The 21,812-nt window shown below is 40.2% G+C and carries 15 protein-coding genes and 1 pseudogene; 15 read left to right on the top strand and 1 reads right to left on the bottom strand.

Features of this window, described 5'->3' with window-relative positions:
* The first annotated feature begins 12 nt into the window (after positions 1-12).
* The 13 genes and pseudogenes from T344_RS0103565 to T344_RS0103630 all read left to right on the top strand — a co-directional run bounded on the left by T344_RS0103565 (position 13) and on the right by T344_RS0103630 (position 17,026).
* Positions 13-1,746, top strand: coding sequence for an extracellular solute-binding protein (locus T344_RS0103565; RefSeq protein ID WP_027627576.1), 1,734 nt, complete (start codon positions 13-15; stop codon positions 1,744-1,746).
* Positions 1,747-1,842: 96 nt separating this feature from the next.
* On the top strand, positions 1,843-2,805 hold the full coding sequence (locus tag T344_RS0103570) for an ABC transporter permease (protein ID WP_027627577.1): 963 nt from the start codon (positions 1,843-1,845) through the stop codon (positions 2,803-2,805).
* 13 nt (positions 2,806-2,818) lie between these two features.
* A complete protein-coding gene (locus T344_RS0103575; protein ID WP_004625919.1) occupies positions 2,819-3,730 on the top strand; it encodes a carbohydrate ABC transporter permease in 912 nt (303 codons plus the stop codon).
* A 158-nt stretch (positions 3,731-3,888) separates the two neighbouring features.
* Positions 3,889-4,713 (top strand): annotated as a pseudogene (locus tag T344_RS27490) (endo-1,4-beta-xylanase); the annotation flags it as partial.
* Between the two features lie 25 nt (positions 4,714-4,738).
* On the top strand, positions 4,739-5,890 hold the full coding sequence (locus tag T344_RS0103585; RefSeq protein WP_027627578.1) for a family 8 glycosyl hydrolase: 1,152 nt from the start codon (positions 4,739-4,741) through the stop codon (positions 5,888-5,890).
* Positions 5,891-6,391: 501 nt separating this feature from the next.
* On the top strand, positions 6,392-10,873 hold the full coding sequence (locus tag T344_RS0103590; protein WP_051571552.1) for an endo-1,4-beta-xylanase: 4,482 nt from the start codon (positions 6,392-6,394) through the stop codon (positions 10,871-10,873).
* A 233-nt stretch (positions 10,874-11,106) separates the two neighbouring features.
* Positions 11,107-11,565, top strand: a complete 459-nt coding sequence (locus T344_RS0103595; protein ID WP_154669416.1) for an ABC transporter ATP-binding protein/permease — start codon at positions 11,107-11,109, stop codon at positions 11,563-11,565.
* Between the two features lie 246 nt (positions 11,566-11,811).
* Positions 11,812-11,988 carry a CLI_3235 family bacteriocin precursor gene (locus T344_RS30215; protein ID WP_004625954.1) on the top strand — a complete coding sequence of 59 codons (177 nt, stop codon included), beginning with the start codon at positions 11,812-11,814 and terminating at the stop codon, positions 11,986-11,988.
* A gap of 91 nt (positions 11,989-12,079) precedes the next feature.
* Positions 12,080-13,510 carry a Cys-rich peptide radical SAM maturase CcpM gene (gene ccpM, locus T344_RS0103605; RefSeq protein WP_027627581.1) on the top strand — a complete coding sequence of 477 codons (1,431 nt, stop codon included), beginning with the start codon at positions 12,080-12,082 and terminating at the stop codon, positions 13,508-13,510.
* A gap of 17 nt (positions 13,511-13,527) precedes the next feature.
* Entirely contained in the window at positions 13,528-14,649 is a 1,122-nt protein-coding gene (locus tag T344_RS0103610; RefSeq protein WP_027627582.1) for a TIGR04066 family peptide maturation system protein, read from the top strand.
* A gap of 45 nt (positions 14,650-14,694) precedes the next feature.
* Positions 14,695-14,988: a peptide maturation system acyl carrier-related protein gene (locus T344_RS27495; protein WP_034860573.1), complete on the top strand. Its 294-nt coding sequence runs from the start codon at positions 14,695-14,697 to the stop codon at positions 14,986-14,988.
* 437 nt (positions 14,989-15,425) lie between these two features.
* Positions 15,426-16,661 carry an ammonium transporter gene (locus T344_RS0103625; protein ID WP_034860575.1) on the top strand — a complete coding sequence of 412 codons (1,236 nt, stop codon included), beginning with the start codon at positions 15,426-15,428 and terminating at the stop codon, positions 16,659-16,661.
* Between the two features lie 23 nt (positions 16,662-16,684).
* On the top strand, positions 16,685-17,026 hold the full coding sequence (locus T344_RS0103630; protein WP_027627584.1) for a P-II family nitrogen regulator: 342 nt from the start codon (positions 16,685-16,687) through the stop codon (positions 17,024-17,026).
* A gap of 108 nt (positions 17,027-17,134) precedes the next feature.
* On the opposite strand, the gene T344_RS0103635 is transcribed toward T344_RS0103630, so the two are convergent.
* Positions 17,135-17,917, bottom strand: coding sequence for a DeoR/GlpR family DNA-binding transcription regulator (locus T344_RS0103635; RefSeq protein WP_027627585.1), 783 nt, complete (start codon positions 17,915-17,917; stop codon positions 17,135-17,137).
* Between the two features lie 352 nt (positions 17,918-18,269).
* Between T344_RS0103635 and T344_RS0103640 the strand changes: the two genes are divergently transcribed.
* On the top strand, positions 18,270-20,126 hold the full coding sequence (locus T344_RS0103640; RefSeq protein WP_027627586.1) for a cache domain-containing sensor histidine kinase: 1,857 nt from the start codon (positions 18,270-18,272) through the stop codon (positions 20,124-20,126).
* Entirely contained in the window at positions 20,101-21,678 is a 1,578-nt protein-coding gene (locus T344_RS0103645) for a response regulator transcription factor (protein WP_027627587.1), read from the top strand. The genes T344_RS0103640 and T344_RS0103645 overlap by 26 nt, the downstream gene beginning before the upstream one ends.
* Positions 21,679-21,812: the final 134 nt, after the last annotated feature.

Raw genomic sequence — 21,812 nt, forward strand, 5'->3', positions numbered from 1 at the left:
GGAGGATGATTTATGAAACGGTTTGCATCACTAGTTTTGGCAGCGGCTGTTGCAGTTGCAATGTCCGCATGCGGTAACGGCAGTGACTCGGCAACTAGTACTCAATCAGCGGCGCCAACAGGCAGTGCGCCATCCACTACTGCTTCATCGGGCAGTTCTTTACCGGTGCTCTCACCGGATAATCCTGTAGAACTGAGCATCTGGATTACCACCAGTCAGCAGGCACCATCGGCCGACAACAAGCTCACAAAGATGTTAAAGGATAAGCTTGGCGTAACGCTTAACTATGAGATAATTACTCCGGATAACCAGGATCAGAAGATAGGTGTTATGCTTGCAGGAGGGGAATACCCGGATATCATCGGTTCAACCGACCAAAATGCACGTTTGGTTACCGGTGGTGCGTATATACCATTGGACGACTACTTGAAGCCTGAAGCCGCAGGCGCATTGTATGAGCATGTTAAGCCTTACTGGAATAAAATAGCTTATGATGGCGGCCAGGGAAAACACATATATCAGATTCCGAACTATAACCGTTTTTACGGAGATATAGTGGGTGGAGTAAACTACAGTGCATCCGGATTCTGGATTCAGAAAGCCGTTCTTGCAGATCAAGGATATCCTGATCTTTCCAATATGACTCTTGAGAAATACTTCAAGATGCTGGAAGATTACAAGAATAAATATCCAAAGATAGACGGACAGGACACCATTGCTTTTGAAATTCTTTGTGCCCAGGGAAGAGAATGGGGATTGACAAATCCGCCGGAATATCTTGCAGGCGCACCTAACAATGGCGGTGTTATAGTTGATGAGAACAACGTTGCGGCAATATTTGCCGATAAGGATGTTGCCAAGAGATACTATAAGTACCTGAATGAAATGAATGCCAAAGGAATGGTTGATAAGGAAAGCTTCACACAGACCCTTGACCAGTACCTCGCAAAGCTTGCAACCGGTCGTGTACTCGGTATGTATGACCAGCGTTGGAGTTACGGTAATGCTCATGATGCTCTTGTTGCAGCAAACAAGGTTGAACGGACCTGGGTTGCAACAATGCCTACACTTGACGGAAAAGCTCCTTACTATGCAGACAGAGATGTTATGAACATCAACCAGGGTGTTGGTGTATCGGTATCCTGCAAGCAGCCTGAAGTTGCAGTTGCATTTATAAACACAATGATGAATGAAGACTGGCAGAAGATCCTGGCTTGGGGTGTTGAAGGTGAAGATTATCAGAAGGGCGCCGACGGCAAATTCACCAGAAACGAACAGCAGCGTGCAAATTCAACAGACCTTATCTGGAGATCATCCAACAGATTAATGGCTCTTACAGACATAATGCCAAAGCATAACGGTACTTATTCCGATGGAAATGCTTATAGTCCTGAAGATCAGCCGGAAGAATTCTTTGCTACCTTGAAACAGTATGATCAGGATTTCCTGACCAAGTATAACAAAAAGACCTGGAGAGACTTCAACAACCAGCCTCCGGAAAATCCTGTTTACTATCCTGCCTGGAATATAGCCCTTCCTGACGGAAGCGACGCTCAGATGGCAGACAAACAGTTGAGGGATACTGCACTGCAGTTCCTGCCAAAGGCTATAATGGCCAGTCCGGATAAATTTGAAAGTATTTGGTCCGAATACACAACTGCAATCAGCAAAATTAATGTAAAAGCATATGAAGATGCCATAAATGCAGGAATCCAGGACAGAATCAAAAACTGGGCTACAAAATAATTCAAGTGATTTTAGAGTCTTGACGTTTTAACAATAATTAATCTGGAAAAAGGGGATGCAAGTCCCCTTTTTTTAGATAAACAGGAGGTAGAAAAGATGCGGGCAAAAACGCTGGCTCTTCCGAAAAATCGCAGGAATATCTGGGGTACCATAATCTCACAGCGTGAACTGATTATTATGAGTGTGCCCCTCCTGCTATACAAAATACTGTTTTCGTACGTGCCGATAACCGGCTGGACAATGGCCTTTCAAAATTTCAAACCTGCCATCAGGAACACATTTGATCAGCAATGGGTTGGATTCGATAATTTTGTCAAATTATTTACCGGCATAAATGGAGAACGCTTTATACGAGATATACGTAACACGCTGGCGCAAAGTATTCTTACACTTGTAGTTGGTTATTTAGGTGCAATTGTTTTATCACTATTGTTGAATGAAGTTAGAAATCTTGGATTTAAAAGAATAATACAGAATATAACTTATATGCCGCACTTTTTATCGTGGATTATAGTTGCCGGACTGGTTTCCAGTGCCCTAGCACTTCCCTCAAGCGGTGGTATTGTCAACATAGTGCTGATGAAACTTCACATTATTAACGAACCTGTACAGTTTTTATCCAATCCGGATTATTTCTGGGGTGTGGTGGCAGGTTCACATCTGTGGAAGGAACTGGGCTGGAATACCATAATCTACTTAGCCGCCATGACAGCAATAGACCCGGCCCTGTATGAGGCTGCTGAGATTGATGGAGCAAACCGCTACCACAAAATGTGGAACGTAACTCTTCCGTCAATAAAGCCAACTATTGTTATTCTGCTCATTATGAGCATAGGCTGGATTCTGGAAGCCGGTTTTGAGATTCAATACTTCCTTGGAAATGGCCTGGTAATCGAAAAAGCCGAGACAATTGATATTTTTGTTCTTAATTATGGTATTAAGATGGGCAATTATTCGTTAGCCACCGTAGCGGGTATTTTCAAAACCGGAGTAAGTATAATTCTGATCGCCGGTGCGAATTTTATAGCCGGACGTCTTGGCGAAGAAAAGTTGATATAAGGGGGGAAGCTGAATGAAAATAGGCAAAAAAAATCTTAGCGCTGAAAACGTTATATTTACAACATTAAATTCCACTTTTCTGATACTTCTTTCCGTTGCAATGATATATCCGATGCTTAACACGCTTGCCATATCCTTCAATGAAGGTATGGATACCGTGCGCGGAGGTATATATCTATGGCCGAGAATATTCTCTCTCCAGAATTACCGTGTTGTTTTCCACATGGATACAATTTATGGAGCGTTTATGATAAGTGTTTTAAAAACCATAGTCATAGTCATCACCAACCTGTTTTTTACCTCTATGCTGGCTTATGCGCTAAGCCGCAGGGAGTTTATTTTCAGGAAGTCAATAACTGTGCTTTTTGTTATGACAATGTACTTTAATGCGGGTTTGATACCTAATTATATGCTTATAAGAGATTTGCATATGATAAATACCTTTACCGTATATTGGCTGCCGAATATTATAAGTGCGTTTAATCTTATAGTAATCCGAACCTATATCAGATCAATACCCGAGAGCTTTATCGAGTCGGCTAAAATAGACGGTGCACGGGAATTCAGGATTTTCCTCCAGATCATTCTGCCGTTATGTGTTCCGACCCTGGCCACAATAGCACTTTTTGTTGCAGTTGGTTCCTGGAATTCGTGGTTTGACACCTTCCTGTACAATTCGGCAAAGCAGAGTCTATCCACTCTGCAATATGAACTTCAAAAGCTTCTCGCAAGCGCTATGAATGCGGGCAACACTTCGGCAGGGGTCGGCGCTGCGGCGGCACAGTCCGGAGCGGGTAATGTAACGACGCCTCAGTCCATCAGGGCGGCAATTACTATTGTTGTCGCCGTGCCGATACTTCTGGTATACCCGTTCCTGCAAAGGTACTTTGTTAATGGTCTTGCATTGGGGGGAGTTAAGGGATAATGTTCGGAAGTCTTTGTAAAACCTATAAGGAATACTTTCCAATAGGAGCTGCAGTGAATTCCTTTTCGATTAATACTCATAAGGAGCTTATAGTTAATCATTTTTCAGGCATAACACCGGAAAATCAGATGAAACCGTAATTTGTTCATCCGACAGAGCATTTATACGACTTTGAACAAGGCGATATTATAGCTGATTTTGCCGAGGAAAATAATTTGTCACTTCGCGGCCACACACTGATATGGCATAACCAGACGCCTGATTGGTTTTTCAAAGACGGCGGCGGGCCGGTATCGCGAAGTCTGGCGCTGAAACGTATGAAAGAGCATATTTATACTGTAATGGGACACTACAGGGGCCGTACTTATGCGTGGGATGTGGTTAACGAGGCAGTGTCCGACAACGCGGAGGAGCCTGTCCTCCGCCAGGCGCCCTGGCTTGCCGCTATTGGGGATGACTATGTCGAATATGCCTTCAGGTTTGCACGTGAGGCCGATCCGGCGGCAAAATTGTATTATAACGACTATAATGAATGTGATCCTGTTAAATCCAGGAAAATTTATGACCTGGTTAAGTCGCTCATAGACCGCGGAATACCTGTAGACGGTATCGGAATGCAGGGGCATTGGAATATATATGCGCCCGAACCGGATAAAATACGAAGAGCCGTTGAACTCTATGCATCATTGGGTGTAAGCCTGCAAATAACTGAGTTGGACATTTCAATGTTCCGTTTCGACGACAGGACAGCATATGAAAAAGTCCACAACGAGCTTTTAGAATTGCAGGCAGAAAGATATGGAGAGATTTTTAAACTCCTGAGGGAATACAGGGACTTGTTTACCGGTGTTACTTTTTGGGGTATAGCCGATGATGACACCTGGTTATCGGATTTTCCGGTCAAAGGACGCAGGAACTGGCCATTACTGTTTGACGATGAGCACAATCCAAAGAAGGCTTTCGATAGCATAGTAGTTTTTTAATTCGTTAAGGAAAGGAAAATACTATATGTCAAATTCTTTTCAGACAGGCAATTATTCAAACCTGTTTGCTGAGTATGGTTACTCTAAAGACAAGGTACAACAGCGTATTTATTCCACTTTTAATACGTTGTTTTTCGGCAGCGGGGATCAGCGTATCTATCATGAAACCGGTGAGGACATGGGCTATCTGGTAGATACCGGCAACATGGATGTCCGCACTGAAGGACAGAGCTACGGTATGATGATTGCCGTTCAAATGGACCGCAAGGATATTTTTGACCGGATATGGAAGTGGACAAAAACTTATATGTATCTTGACCATGGCGAATATAAAGGTTATTTCGGATGGTCGGCACAATTGGACGGTAAACTTAATTTCGAAGGCCCGGCACCTGATGGTGAAGAATTTTTTGCCATGGCACTTTTATTTGCAGGAAGACGGTGGGGAGATGGGGAAGGTATATTTAATTATACCGGGGAAGCCAGAAGTTTATTGCACGAAATGGTGCATAAAATTAAGGCCCCCATGTTTGATCCTCAGACAAAGCTTATTCGTTTTATTCCAAATTGTAATTTCACAGATCCTTCCTATCATCTTCCACATTTTTATGAATTATTCGCACTTTGGGGAAATCCCGAGGACTCCGGATTTTTTAGAGAGGCGTCCAGGCTTAGCAGGGAATATCTGAAGAAAGCATGCCACCCCATAACCGGATTATCGGCTGAGTATGCCGAGTATGACGGTACACCCCACAACCAGGCAAACCATAATCTGTTTTACAGTGATGCCTACCGTACTGCTGCCAATATTGCATTGGATTACGAATGGTTTGCTGCTGATGAGTGGTCCCGTAAACAAGCTGAAAATATCCAGGAGTTTTTTGGAAAGACAGCGAAGGGTAAAGAAGATATTGTCTATTATATTGACGGAACACCGGTTGCCAATTCCGGTGAATTGGTTCACGAGGCTGACGGTACACCGGCAGGGGTATTGCACCCTGTGGGATTGCTGGCGACTCTGGCACAGGCGTCACTTGCTTCACGCGGTGAGTTCCGGGAATATTTTGTCAGAAAGTTTTGGGAGCAGCCTCTTCGAACCGGAAAACGCAGATATTATGATAATCTTTTGTATTTCTTTGCGCTGCTGGCACTTAGCGGGAACTACCGCATTTGGTAATGCTAATTATGTATCGGACGCACCGTGGCTGTTTGACATTCCAAAAGCCGGTACAATGCAATATAATAACCTCCCAAGATTGCTGCAGCCGAGATATTGAAGGTTATGTCGGCTGCAGCAAAACCCCGGAATTTCAGTCGAGAGTCCAGACTTGTTTTAAAACCTATGTAAAAAATTTTATGATTTATTTCTTTTCTATGCTTTAACAATCAACCTATTGATTTAAAAATTTCTCAATATAATCATTACAGTTTCGTCAATGTATTTTTTAAGATATGGTTATTAAGTTTGTATTTACCATATTTGCGGAATACCACTAAAGTTTTGACGGTAATCCGGCAAATATTATATTGAAAATTATGAGAACAGCCGCCTGAACGGGGATTTACAGATATTATGGCAACTTTCTGTAGTTAATCGTACTGCGGTCATGGATAACTGTCGCAGCTGGTAAATACTTGATAAATATATAGTAAAAATTTTTAGAGGAGGCGGTTAAAGTTGAGTAGTACAATTTTCAGGAATTGGAGGAAGGCAGCGGCAGTCTTTTTGGTGCTTTGCCTGGTTATTTCACTTATGCCGGTTAACAGCATGGTGTATGCCGAGAGTACAACTGTTTACCATGAAACCTTTGCAGGTGGAGTCGGCAAAGCGGTACAATCCGGTGGAGCTAAACTGACTCAGGTTACTGATAAGGTGTTTGAGGGAAATGATGACGGAGCGGCATTATATGTGAGTAACAGAGCTAATGGTTGGGATGCGGCCGATTTCAAGTTTGCTGATTTGCACTTGGAAAACGGCAAAACTTATAATATTACTATCAACGGTTATGTTGATCCTAATGTGGAAGTATCTCCAGGAGGACTTATAGTAGCACAAGCGGTAAATCCGTCACCTGAAGCATATGACGATTACATGGGTCAAGCTGTAATAACGACAGGTGCGGCTTTTACCATAACCTCCAATTATACGGTTAATAACACGTATGATAGAATCAGAATTCAATCGAATGATGCAGGAGCAGCAGTCCCTTTCTATATTGGGAATATATTGATTACTGCTGAAAATACACCTCCTGCGACGACAGAAAAAGAAATATATCATGAAGATTTTGCAACCGGTGCTGGAAAGTCAGTACAGTCAGGCGGCGCCAATTTAACTCAGGTTACTGATAAGGTGTTTGAGGGAAATGATGACGGAGCAGCATTATACGTGAGTAACAGAATAAATAATTATGATGCAGCAGATTTTAAATTTGCTGATGTCGGAATGCAGAATGGAAAAACTTATACCGTCACTGTAAAAGGCTATGTTGACGCAGGTGAGGCTGTCCCTGCCGGAGCGCAGGCATACCTTCAGACCGTAGATAGCTATGGCTGGCTTGCAGGTGCTGATATGATTGCCGGGGAAGCGTTCACATTGACAAAGAAGTTTACAGCCGATACGACTAAAGATTCCGCGGTACGAGTCCAGTCAAATGTTACAGGAGCAACAGTTCCATTCTACATAGGAGATATATTGATTACCGAAACTGTTATCGGTGGAGATACGGAAGAACCCCCAAGGGATCCTGCTTTGCCGTTTCAAACAATAACCTTTGAAAACCAAACTTCCGGAGGTTTTGCTGCCAGAAGCGGTGGAGAAAAATTAACAGTAACAAATGAAGCAAATCATACAGAGGGCGGTACATATTCGCTGAAAGTTGAAGGCAGAACGGATACCTGGCACGGACCATCATTACGTGTAGAAAAATATGTTGACAAGGGCAGTGAATATAAAGTTACAGCATGGGTTAAGCTGATAGAACCGGAGAGCTCACAGATCCAGCTTTCTACACAGGTTGGAAGCAGTAATCCTGGCTATTCTATATTTGAGGCAAAAACAATCTCGACAAATGACGGCTGGGTAAAATACGAAGGAAAACACCTCTACAACAGTGTACTTGACGAATACCTGACTATATATATAGAAAGTTCGAATAATGCTACCGCATCTTTCTATATCGATGATATCAGTTTTGAAAAAACACAAGCGGGACCCATTGAAATACAAAAGGATATTGCACCCATCAAAGATGTGTATAAGGATGACTTCTTAATAGGAACTGCAATATCAGGAGAGGATCTCAGCGGAGTAAGGCTGGAACTTCTTAAAATGCATAATAATTCAGCAACTGCAGGAAATGATATGAAGCCGGGAAATCTGCAGCCTACAAAAGGTAACTATACTTTTGCAGCAGCAGATACAATGGTTGACAAAGTACTGTCAGAGGGAATGAAAATGCATGGACATGTACTGGTATGGCATAATCAGACCGGTGAATGGATGAATACCGCTACAGATGGAAGCGGCAATAAGGTACCTCTGCCTCGTGAAGAAGCTCTCCAAAATATGACAACTCATATAAAAACGGTTGTTGAGCACTTCGGCAACAAGGTTATATCCTGGGATGTAGTAAATGAAGCTATGGGTGACAATCCACCCAATCCGTCGGATTGGAGGAGCTCTCTGCGAAATGACTCAATGTGGGAGAAGGCTATCGGTCCGGATTACGTTGAGAAGGCATTTTTAGCCGCCAGAGAAGTTCTGGATGCACATCCTGATTGGAATATCAAGCTATATTATAATGATTATAATGAAGATAATCAAAAGAAATCACAGGCTATTTACAATATGGTAAAAGAAATCAACGATAAATACGCTGAAAATCATCCGGGCAAACTTCTTATTGATGGAATCGGTATGCAGGCACACTATAACATAAAAACCAACCCTGTTAACGTTGAACTGTCATTGGAAAGATTTATCTCTCTTGGTGTAGAAGTAAGTATAACGGAGCTTGACATTACCGCAGGAGAAAACTCCCAGCTCTCCGAGAAGCTTGCAGAAGCTCAGGGCTATTTATATGCGCAGCTGTTTAAAATCTTTAAAGCCCATGCTGCGGATATTGAACGTGTTACAATATGGGGAATGGACGATGGTACAAGCTGGAGGTCATCCCAGAATCCACTGCTGTTTGACAGGAATCTGCAGGCAAAGCTGGCATACTACGGCGTAGTTGATCCTGATAAATACATGTCGGAACATGAACCCACCACACCGGTAGGTGCAAAACAGTCAACAGCTAATTTCGGCACTCCGGTAATAGACGGTACTATAGATTCAATATGGAGTAATACACCTGCATTGGCAATCAATGAGTATCAAATGGCATGGCAGGGAGCTACGGGTATTGCCAGGACCCTCTGGGACGACAATAATCTGTATGTGTTGATTCAGGTCAGTGATGAACAGCTTGATAAAAGCAGCATAAATGAATATGAACAGGATTCGGTAGAAGTCTTTGTAGATGAGAACAACGGTAAAACTTCATTTTATCAGGAGGATGACGGGCAATACAGAGTAAATTATGACAACGAGACCTCCTTCAACCCAGCTGAAATATCGGAAGGCTTTGAATCGGCTGCAAGGGTATCAGGAACCAATTATACAGTTGAAATGAAGATACCGTTTAAAACTTTAACTCCGGCAAACGGTATAAAAATCGGTTTTGACGCTCAGGTCAATGATGCACAAAATAGTGCGCGCCAAAGTGTAGCAGCCTGGAATGATCAATCAGGTTCAGGTTATCAGGACACCTCGGTTTTTGGTGTGCTCACTCTCACAGGCAAAGGCGGCTCCGGTGAACCAGAAGAACCAGGCAATCCAGGCAATTCCGGTGGCTCAAACACCGGATCGGGCGGCGGAAGCAACTCCGGCAGTTCATATAATAGCACTCCGGCTGCAGGTACAAAGGCAGAATCCAATGTTACGGTAAAATTAACTGCTGCTGTGAATGCTGATGGAAGTGCAAATGTTAAAGTTACCGGCAAAACGGTAGAAGATATTTTGAAAGATCTAAGCAAAATTAAGGACGGTGTAAAGCCGACAGTCGTCATATTTGCAGTTAATGTACCTTCAAATGCCAATGCTGCAACTCTTGAACTTCCGGCAGATACATTAGGTAAGATTTTAGAAGCTGACGGGAATGCTTCAATTAAGGTTTCTGCAGGCATTGGTGAACTTTTGTTTGACAGCAGGGCTATGAAAACAATTTCGGAAACGGGAACAGGCATAATTGAAATAAAAATTTCAAAGGCTGCGGCTGCCGATTTGGCCGGTATACCAGCCGATGCAGCTGACAGAATAGCCGACCGCCCTGTTTTTGAATTTACCGTATCCAGGGGCGGCACAACAATTTCTGGTTTTAATGGCAGTGCGGTAAGCGTAAGTATTCCTTATACACTTAAACAGGATGAAGATCCTAATGCCGTCCTGGTTTATTACATTGACAGCAATAACAGCTTGATTCCTGTAAGGGGATATTATCATAACGGAACTGTTGAGTTTATAACAGCGCATTTTTCAAAATTTGCCGTAGGCTATAACAAGGTAAGTTTTTCAGATGTAAAATCAACTGACAGCTACTATGATGCAGTCACTTATCTCGGTGCCAGAGAGATTGCAACGGGAACCGGCTTTGACCCGAAACGTGCTGTAACCCGTGGAGAGGCCATAGTAATGCTTATGAAAGCATATGACATCAAGCCTCTTGCAGAGCCGGAGGATAATTTCTCGGATGCCGCAGGCGAATTTGCAGGCTATTATGCAAAAGCCAGGGAAATCGGTCTCACCGGCGGAGTGGGCTATAACAGAATTGATGCTGATGCGCCGCTAACCCGTGAAATGCTGTACACCTTGGTATACAATTTGAAAAAATACCTTGGTGAGTTGCCGGCAGCAGGCACTGCTGTGACAGAATATAAGGGCTTCGGAGATGAGAATAAGCTGTCCGCCTGGGCTGTGAATACTGTTAAGCAGCTTGTAGAAGCGGGAATAATAAAAGATGGCACAAGCACTCAGCTCAATCCGAAATTTAATTGCAGCAGAGGAAAGTTTGCAATTGTTTTACAATCACTGCTAAGCAATAATACAATAAATTAATGAGTTTTAATACTTTATAACATTTTCTGATCTGGCTGTCCTTAAAACTATGAGTTAATAAGTTTTAAGGACAGTTCTTTTTTATTACATTTTTTGGCATAAACCATAACAATATGTTACATTATTAACATAATAAATATTAAAAGGAAAATAATGGTTGACAAATTATGACATATATTATATATTTATATCATACAGTAACAAAACCCATAAAAGAAAATAGGTGTTTTGAGATGTTAATAAATACAGAGAATAAATTAATTTTAATCGGACTTATTGAACTTTTACAGCTTTGCGAAAGAAAGATAAGCATTATATCAGTATCAGTTTGTATTATTGCATCGTCGGGAATATCTATTTTTATTCCGCTGATTGGGATGAAAATAACAGGTGGCCGAGTGTCAGCTCCGAACTGCAATACGGTTGCAGTGCTTTCTGCGGCTGTGTTCGGTCTGGTGTTAACAGTAAGATGCAGAGACTTTATAGAAACCAATTATTACTCATACATAAAATCTGTTTTCCCATTCACTCGCTTAAAAACAGCATTCAATCATTCTTTAAAACTCAAGCTCTCCTATTTTAATAACACTGAATTTGCTGATATCATGAATAATACTAATAAAGACATCAGTAACATATTGGAGTTTTATGGCCGTAGAGTGTATTCTTATTGTGCTGTAAGCCGGGCATAAGATACGGTTGATAAGACTGTGATTTAAATAGAGAAAGTTGTTTAGCAGGGTATGTGAAACCGTGTTGAGCCGCACGTACCGGCTTGTTTTGCAGGGATTTATTAATAAATGCTAGGTTTATCAAAGCAGTAGTTTAACCGGATTGAATCCTGCTGTCATCCTGGGGGACAGTGGGGTTCACATAATACTGAAACTAAAGAAATCGCGGACTTTAGTTCCGGTAAAAACTATAAGGAGGTGAAAACTATGAAAAAACTCGGAAAGAAGTTTAATGCCGTACAGGAAACAGTAGAAGCATACGCAACCTGTCAGGTTTATTGCTCTTGCGGTTGTCCGACCTGTGAGTATTCCTGGGATTATTCAGCCAAGGATAGTGCCAGATCCAGTACTCAAAGTTCAGGCGGTACATATAGCCATTATTAAAAGCTGTTGCAAAAAACAATATAGTTAAATTTTTTTGTTGAAGCTTACCTGACATCACGGGTAAGCTTCAACAAAAGTAAAGGAGACCTCTATGAAAGAAAGCGGACCTTTTATTCATCTCTTCAGAACACCTGGAGGCTATTATATATATGATGTGAATAAAAATGTGATAATAAAAACCGACAGGCAGATATGGGAAAACCTTAAATATGTACAGGCAGGTTTGTATGAATTGAAAGATGGTATCGGTTTACCGGATAAATTGCTGGAGGATGGTTTCCTGTCATCAAAAAGAATCCGTGAAATAATCCATCCTGCCGACGAAATATTGGTATATTACTTGAACAGAAAAATTAAAATGGTTACACTGCAAGTTACACAGCAATGTAATTTGCGATGCGATTATTGTGTATACTCCGGCGGGTACAAGAACAGGGGACACTCAAAGAAGAGAATGGACTTCGAGCTGGCTAAAAAAGCTATTGATTTTTATATTGAACATTCCAGCGACAGTAAAACCATTACAATAGGGTTCTATGGCGGAGAACCTCTTATTGAATTTGAGCTGATTAAAAAATGTATATCTTATGTTGAGAACATGTCCGAGGGTAAGGAGACATTATTTAATATAACCACTAACGGAACACTGCTTACTGAAGACATTGTTCAATTCCTGGAACAACACAAGGTCGTATTGAGAATCAGCCTGGACGGCCCAAAGGAAATCCATGATAAGAGCAGGAGGTTTGCTTTCAATAATTGCGGCACTTTTGACAAGGTTATCAATAATATTGATATGATAAAGGAAAAATATCCTGAATATTATAAAAAGATTGCGTTTAGTACTGTTCTGGATCAGGAAAATGACATCTCCTGTATTAACCAATTTTTTACCGATTGTGATACCGTAAAGGAACTTAACCTGTTTGCATCATCAATTGTTGACTACTATTCAAAAAATGAAATAGCGCAAACAGAAGACTACAATAGTAAATTGGGGTATGAGCATTTTAAGGTACTTCTCTCAAAAGTTACTTCCTTTGATGAAAAGCAGTTGTCAAAACTGGTAGCTACTGATTATACAAGTCTTGAGAAGTCATATAAACATCTGAAACCGTCCCAGGGCCTGCCTGATAAGTCACATCACGGCGGACCGTGTATTCCGGGAATGCAGAGGTTGTTTGTCAACGCGGAGGGAGCTTTGTTTCCATGCGAAAGGGTAAGTGAATCTTCAGAGGTAATGAAAATCGGAGAGATTAATACGGGTTTTGATTTGAGTAAGATAAGAAAATTATTGAATGTTGGTGCTCTGAGCGAAGAAAAATGCAAAAACTGCTGGGCTTTCAGATTTTGCACTTTATGCTGTGCCAGTGCGGATACAGGAAACGGTCTGTCAAGTGAATTAAAGACCAGGAATTGTGTCCGAGTCCGTAATAATATCGAAAGTGATCTGAAAGATATATGCACTTTAAAGGAAAACAATTTTGATTTCGGAGCAAGAAAGTGGATGGTTACTATATAAACAGGAGGTATCTAAAAATGAATGAAAAGAGAACACTGGTATATCCTTATGATGTGGAATTCACTCCTATCTTAAGACATCCTGAAATGTTGCCGGACTACAATATAGTGGCATTGGTATCACCCCAGAGCTGGGGCTTCAATGGAAGAGATGCCTCTGGTGCAGATGGAGGGGATAAGCTTGGTATAAATGTCAGCAATGACTTTGAAGGACTTTTGCCCTGCTGCGATACGGTAATGTTCTCGGAATCAGACCACAAGCTGGATTTTGAAGGCAATATTCTGCCAAAAGTTGTGATTGCAGCAGAACAAGGTAAAGATTTAGTCTTCCTGTCTGATTTGGAGGACGAAAATATAGAGGCATTAGAAGAAATATGCCTGAAATACAAAGTCAAGCTAAAGTTCTTCAGCAACATGGGGGACAGATTTTTCAACATGGACTCCGATTACTATAAGCTTCAGAAAATAAATACTCCGGTGGTATTTGTCACCGGCGTACATGAAAAGACACACAAGTTCGAAATTCAACTGTCATTAAGAGCTGCTTTTATAAACGCGGGGTACAGGGTCAGTCAGGTAGGAACAAGAAATTATTGCGAAATGCTGGGATTTCATTCATTTCCGCAAATAATGTACAATTCCTGCTGGTCCGAGCGAACAAAGATTCTGGCCTTTAATCACTATATAAAGGATATGGAGAACAATGAGAAACCTGATATCATAATCATTGGTATACCAGGTGGTGTTATGAGGTTGAGTGAAAATTTTGCCGGGCGGTTCGGAATAACTGCATTTGAAATATCTCAGGCTGTTTCAGCCGATGCGGTGGTTTTAAGTACTTTTTATGAGGAATATTTGCCCGAATATTTCAATAATTTATTTACATCGATGAAATATAAATTGGATTTTGATATCACATGTTTCAATTTAGCCAATGTTAAATTCGACTGGGATGTGGCAAGAGAAACAGGAAGCGAGTCCTATTTGCTGATGGATTCAAGCTTTATAGACAAAAAGAAGGCGGGATACAAAACTTTAAATACACCTGTTTTCAATGTGCTGAATAAGGAAGACGGGACTAATATTGCAAACTGCCTGATTGATACTTTGTCATACTATGGCGAGGTTGACCTGGTTTAACATATAATATATTTTTGGCCGTAAAAGAGAAAGGAAGGGTAAAGCATGAAAAATATATTAAGCCGTCAAAGTGTAAATGAAAAACTAAGCAATATTTTCATCAATAGATTTGGCCTTGATCTGGAAACGGTAGCTAATGAGGATTTTGACAGGCATTTGCTGGGAAATGTGTTCAGGCTGGCACCAAGGGATCTTGTTTATATTTATATGGATATTGAAAGGGAATTTGGAATTTCAATACCTGATGAGGCTGTAACAAATGGTGCGCTGGCCACAATAAACGGTACAATCGATCTGATATGCAGTCAGTTATATAAGATAGAACAGGATGCAGTTTGATCGTCAATATACAACCCCAAAATCTGAAAAGCCAGGGTATTTTCTTAAATGCCCTGGCTTTTCAGGCAAAAAATTCAATCATTCTGCAATAATTCAAACAGTATATATGCAGAATGACTTTAATAAATGACATGTGGGCTTGATAGACTTGCATATTTTTAATTACAGGTTAATTATACTCTTGAATATACAATGGCATTAAAATGAGACACACCGCATATAAATTAAGTATTCCTCTTAAATGGGATTAGTAGTTTTTGAGAATTTAAAATACAAAATGAATTTTCGTAGTTGACAAATATTCAAAATCGGCATATTATAATATATATACTTCCGGAAGAGGTAATTAAAATTTAATATTTATTTTGTGGCAATGAGGCCAATAATACTTTAGGTATTATTGGCTTTTTATTTTATTTAAAAAGGAGATAATTAAGATGGATCACGGAGATGTAGCTTGGATTTTAACATCATCAGCGTTGGTAATGATAATGACTCCGGGACTGGCGTTTTTTTACGGGGGTTTGGTAAAAAGAAAGAATATCGTTAATACAATCATGATGTCAATTATACTTATGGGGTTGTCATCAATCCTCTGGGTTCTTGTAGGTTTCTCAATATCATTCAGCGGTGATATCGGCGGTATTATTGGAAATCTTAATTGGTTTGGTTTAAATTTTGACGGTTTTGCCGATACTACTCTGGCATATCCAAATACACTTGCCTTTGCAGTGTTTCAGATGATGTTTGCCATTATAACGCCTGCGCTTATTACCGGTGCTATTGCTGAAAGAATGAAGTTTTCTTCTACAGTAATTTTTACTACAATATGGTCTATAATAGTTTATTATCCGCTTGCACATATGGTATGGGGCGGTGGATTCCTGTTTAAGATCGGATCTGTTGACTTTGCAGGTGGAAATGTTGTTCATATCAGTTCAGGTGTCAGTGCCCTGGTCCTTGCAATTATTCTTGGCAAACGCAAGAATTTCGGCAAGGCCGTATACCATCCCCATAATGTACCATTTGTCGTATTGGGTGCTGCACTGCTCTGGTTTGGCTGGTTCGGGTTCAATGCCGGAAGTGCGCTTTCAGCCAATGAGCTTGCAATACATGCCTTTATGACCACAAATACATCTGCGGCGGCAGCCATGCTATCGTGGCTCTTGATCGAAAAGATCAAAAGTGGAAAACCTACTCTTGTGGGCGCTTCTACCGGCTTAGTTATCGGATTGGTTGCAATTACGCCCGGCGCCGGTTTTGTCCCCATATGGGCCTCGATCATAATCGGTGCATTGGTAAGCCCAATCAGTTATTTCTTTATCAGTGTTATAAAACCGAAGATGGGTTACGATGATGCCCTTGATGTTTTTGCCTGTCACGGTATGGGCGGCATATGGGGCGGTATTGCAACCGGCCTGTTTGCAAAAAGTTCAATTAACTCCGCAGCAGCCTGGGATGGCCTTGTTTTTGGAAATGTGAATTTATTCGCCCGTCAGCTTGCAGCAATTGGAATAACCATAGTGATTGCCATCGTAGGAACACTTATTGCGTGCGGAATTGCTTCACTTTGTACCAAAGGTATTAAGGTGTCCAAGAAGGCTGAAGATTTGGGGCTTGATATCTCGGAACATGGGGAATCGGCTTATCCTGCATTTAATGGTATGGACTAACGAATTTAAGGAGGGTTTTCGCAATGAAAAAAATCGAGGCATATATCCGGCCTGAAAAGCTGGAAGAAATAAAGACTGTTTTGGACAAATACAATCTTAATGGTATGAGCATCATACAAATTATGGGATGCGGCAACCAAAAAGGCTGGAAAGAATACGTCCGCGGAACGGAAGTTGATTATAATTTCCTGCAGAAAATAAAGATAGAGTTGGTAGTACTTGATGAACAGGTAGAAAAAATTATCCAAAGTATTATTGAGGTATCATCCACCGGCGAATATGGCGACGGTAAAATATTCTTATATAATGTAGAGGATGCAATCCGTGTCAGGACAAAGGAACGCGGAGAGGCCGCAATAAAATAAATTAACTTTGTGTGCGGCCATTGATTGAAGTTAATAGGGAAATATCACATTGTCTTTTATGTGTGCAACGAAAAGCTATATTTCCAATATAGCTTTTCGTTGAGCTCTCTAAGATAACGGTGACACCTCAATGTTTATACCGCTATTTTTATACTGTGACAGCAATTGAGGATCGATTTGTTCATCTGTAATGACTGAATTAATATCTTTGGAAAAACAAAAGCTTGCCGTGGATATATGTTCAAATTTCGTGTGGTCCAAAAGAGCAATACGTTTACGGGAGTGGAGGACCATTTGTTTTTTCAATTCTGCCTCATATATATTAAAGTCTGTTAATCCTTCTTTTAAAGTAAATCCATGGGCTGATACAAAAGCGGTATCGGCATTGATATGGTTTAACAAATCATAACCCAGCAGCCCTTCTGTAGATCCTGAGTTTTTTGTCACAATTCCGCCAATAAAAATAACCGTAATATTTGGAATATCCTTTAAGGCAAGCATGGTGTATATTCCGTTTGTAATTACGGTAAGTCTGGAAAAACGGCCCAGTTTTCTGGCAACTGCCAGAGCTGTGGAGCTTGCATCCAGGATAATACACTGACCTTCCTCAATGTGTCTCAATGCCATATTGCTTATGGCTTCTTTTTCACTGCTGTTTTTAAATTCCCGCTCATTAAAAGGAAAAATGTTTTGAGGCCTCTGCATGGCTGGAGAAAGTAAGGTAGCGCCACCATGGGTTTTTAGAATTAATTTATCTTTTTCAAGTTTGTTTAAATCATTTCTGATTGTTGCAGCCGAAACTTCCAATAATTCGCTTAATTCATTAGTAGTAATATGTACGTTATCAGCCAGCAGTTTTAATATCCTGTTATGCCGTTCAATCGCTAACATGGCATGACCGTCCTTTCTTTTGCAAAGCCGTTTACAGTCCCGGATTACGGGTAATCAGCCGGGGTAATTGACTTAAGCATAGTGTAATCTAAAGAACAGAAAAAAGCAATAAAAAAGATATTGAATATGATAAAAAAAGAAAATATTCAACAAGATATAAAAAAAATCGATTGAAAAAAATAAAATATGATAGTAGAATGAAAAAGTAAAGCAATTGTTTTTAATGATTTTTTTGGTTAAATCATATATAATATAATTTATGTAAACAAATTCTCACATATGTCAGATGATATGATGAATCCAGCTGCCGATACGGAATTTCAGAAATGATTAGATAGGATGATGTATATAGATGAGAGTATTGATGAAAAAGCTTACCAGTCTTAGTCTGGTATGGCAGGTTACAATTGTTTTCTCATTGATAATGATAATTCCTGCTATAGTTATAACCACATCATATTTTGAAATTGTGAGAAATAATCTTCTGGAGGAAGCAAATAAAAAGGTCCAGGAGAATCTTAAAAAAATTGAATCAAATATGAATGCCAACATCGGCATTATGAATAGTGCGCTCAACCAGTTGATTTTCAGTCAGGAGTTCCAGTATTATTTAAATCCCGAAAACAACTTAAGTGCACATGAAAAGAACTACTATGTATATAGTGTTCAGAATGAACTTCTCAATATACGCCATGTGTATACAAATAAATTTAACAGGCTGGTCATTTATTCCAAAAACAGTCAGATCGATGAGTATGTGGACTGGTCCTATAACATGGACAGATTATATGACCGTGACTATTATACTGAAATTATGCAAAACGGCAGCGAGCATATTTATGGAAATGTACGTGTATACGACAGATCCCTTGGCAATCTTGTGAATTATGAAGAGCTTGAGAATAAAGAAGAATTGGTGCTGCCTATTTATCAGAAAATTTTAGATATCCGTACCAAAGAATGTATCGGACTCATTGAAGTTGACATGACAATCAGCAAGCTGGCCAACGCCGGAGAACTTGCAAGTCAGGATTCCGAGGTGAAATATCTCATTTTTGACAGGAATGGAAAACTGGTTTTTGCTTCGGATGATCAGAGGGCCGACGAATTTTCACGTCTTAATTTTCAGAAAAAATCCGGGGTATCCGATATTAATCTTGGCGATGCAAATTATCTTATTGCTTACGACAGGGATGATGTTACAGGCTTGATGAGAGTTGCCGTAATGGACAGGCAGAAAATTTTGGAGTCCACATCAGGCGTTGATACTCTCTTGCTTTTAATTGCTATTGGCAGTATGGTATTCATAATTCTTTTTACAAATGTTGCAGCACGTCTTTTCTTCAGAAGGCTCAGAGAGATGGACAGAATGATTACACATATCGAAGCGGGAAGATTTGATGTGCGTATAAAAGTGGACGGTTTTAATGAGATTTCAAGAATTTCAGAAAGCTTCAACCATATGGCAGAAAGGCTTCAAGGCTTGATAACTTCAATGATTCAGAAGGAAAAGGCCCAAAAAGAAGCAGAGATACATGCTCTTCAGGCTCAAATCAACCCGCATTTTTTATATAACACTCTGGAAAATATGAGAATGCAGTGTGAAATAGACGAATATTATACGGTGGCAAGCGATCTGGCAAATCTGGGGGATCTGCTGCGCTACAGCTTACACTGGGAGAGTCCGGAAGTAAAGGTCAGTGAAGAACTTAACAATATTGAACAATATATAGAAATCATGAGAATGCGTTTTAACGACAGGCTTGTTTATGAAATGGAATGCAGTGAGGAATTGAAAAATCTTATGATTCCCAAGTTTATACTACAGCCGCTGGTTGAAAACTGTTTTATTCATGGGTTTAAAAATACCCTTCCGCCCTGGAAAATATTTGTTAATGTTTTGATGGAACAAGACAGATTGATTATATGTGTCGAAGATAATGGAAAAGGAATAGAAAAACAACGTCTTGATCAGATTTATAATTGTATCAGGGAAAACAAATCTATTTCCGATACAAATAACAGGTCCAAGAACTCAATTGGAATCATTAATGTCAAGCAGCGCGTGGAAATGATATGTCCTGCAGGAAGCGGACTGTCCATTGAGAGCCGGCAGAATGACGGAACAAAAATCACGGTAACCATAGTTGTTGAACCGGATGTGCAAAACGGAGGGGAAGCAAATGTTCAAGATATTGGTGGCAGATGACGAGGATGTTATACGTAAGGGTATTGTCACAATACTCAAAAGGGAACTGGACAGTGATATTTGCTATTTGGAGGCTGAAAACGGAATTGAGGCACATAAACTCTGCAAGGAACATTTGCCTCAGATAGTCATTACAGACATCCGTATGCCTTTTTGTGATGGGCTTAACCTGATTAAAAATATCAGGGAAAATGGATATTCACCTACGTTTATCATCCTTTCCGGCTATGCAGATTTTGAATATGCAAAATCTGCCATTACATTAGGCGTTAAAGAGTATGTACTTAAGCCTATTAAAAAGCAGGAATTTGTTTCTATGGTGGGAGCTTGTGTAAAGAGCCTGACAACTGAAAAACACCGGATAGACGAAAAATTGGTACGTGAGAGTGAAAACCGAAAAGTGACCGAGAATGTAAAACAAAAACTGCTCAGATATTTACTTGACTGTCCGGATTCTGAAGAGGCAAAAAAACACCTGGGTGAGCTTTATGATTTAGGTATCCGTTTTAATGAAAATCTTTTATTGTGTGCCATTATACAATATCAGGTAACTGAAGAAAACAGAGAATTCATCGATTTTGCAGTAAAAAATATAGTAGACGAAGTTTTGACAGAGGATGTAAGCGGGAATTTTCTCATTTCAGTTCAATATGAATCAGGAAGAATTGCAGCAATATTTGAAGGTATTAAAAGAGAGTCCATGCTTTCTTCGGTAAAGCATGAACTGGGCAAGATCAACAGCTTGATCCGTAAATATTTATTTGTAGAGGTATTTACCGGTGTCGGTGATGTGGTGTACGGTTCGATACTGCTGTACAAATCCTTTAATCTGGCGGCTGAGGCTTTAAATTTTAAGTTGTATCGTACGGGCAGTAACGTACAGTTGTTTTCAGACATACCTGTTTCAATAAAGAATGAAGAAGAGGATTTGGGCAGGTTAATTCATCCCCTTGAGAATATTAGGATTGCCGAAATCATAAACGTTTTTGAAAAACTGATAACCTTACCTCCATCCATACAGTCGCTTTCGGCTGTTGAGAAAAGCTATGCGCAGCTGATAAAAACCGTTGACCGCCAGCTTAACAAGTACAACAGCACCGGAATGAAGAATATTGTTCAGCCGGCTCCTTTTTATGAATTGTGGAGTTTTTTGCAGATGAAACAGGAGATCATCAGATACCTGAACCAGGTGTATGAAATAGCATGCCAAGCTAAAATCGATGTATCCAATAAAAAACTTGTAGTAGATGTATTGCAGTATGTTAAGGAAAATGCCGCCGGGGATATTAACTTGAATATAGTTGCAGAAAAATTCGGACGTACGCCGGCATATATGAGTGCGTTATTCAAAAAAGGTACGGGAATGGGCTTTAACGAATACATTACCAATATAAGAATGAATATGGCAAAACAAATGCTTGAGGATACCGGTATTCCAATCAGTGAAGTAAGCGGTCTTTGCGGATATCTGAATCCCAAATATTTTTCCGTGGCTTTTAAAAATGTTTTTGGAATGAGCCCTGCCGCATACAGGCAGAATTCCTTACAGTAAAGCAAATATAAAAAATACGTGGACTGAAAATAGTTCATGTATTTTTTTTGCCGTATCTTTTACCGTATCTAAAATCGTAAAAAATCAAACTTTATATTAAAATAACTAACCTATCAAACCGGTAATCCAATTAT

This window comes from Ruminiclostridium cellobioparum DSM 1351 = ATCC 15832 (assembly GCF_000621505.1).
In the GTDB taxonomy this organism is placed as follows: Bacteria; Bacillota; Clostridia; order Acetivibrionales; family DSM-1351; genus Ruminiclostridium; species Ruminiclostridium cellobioparum.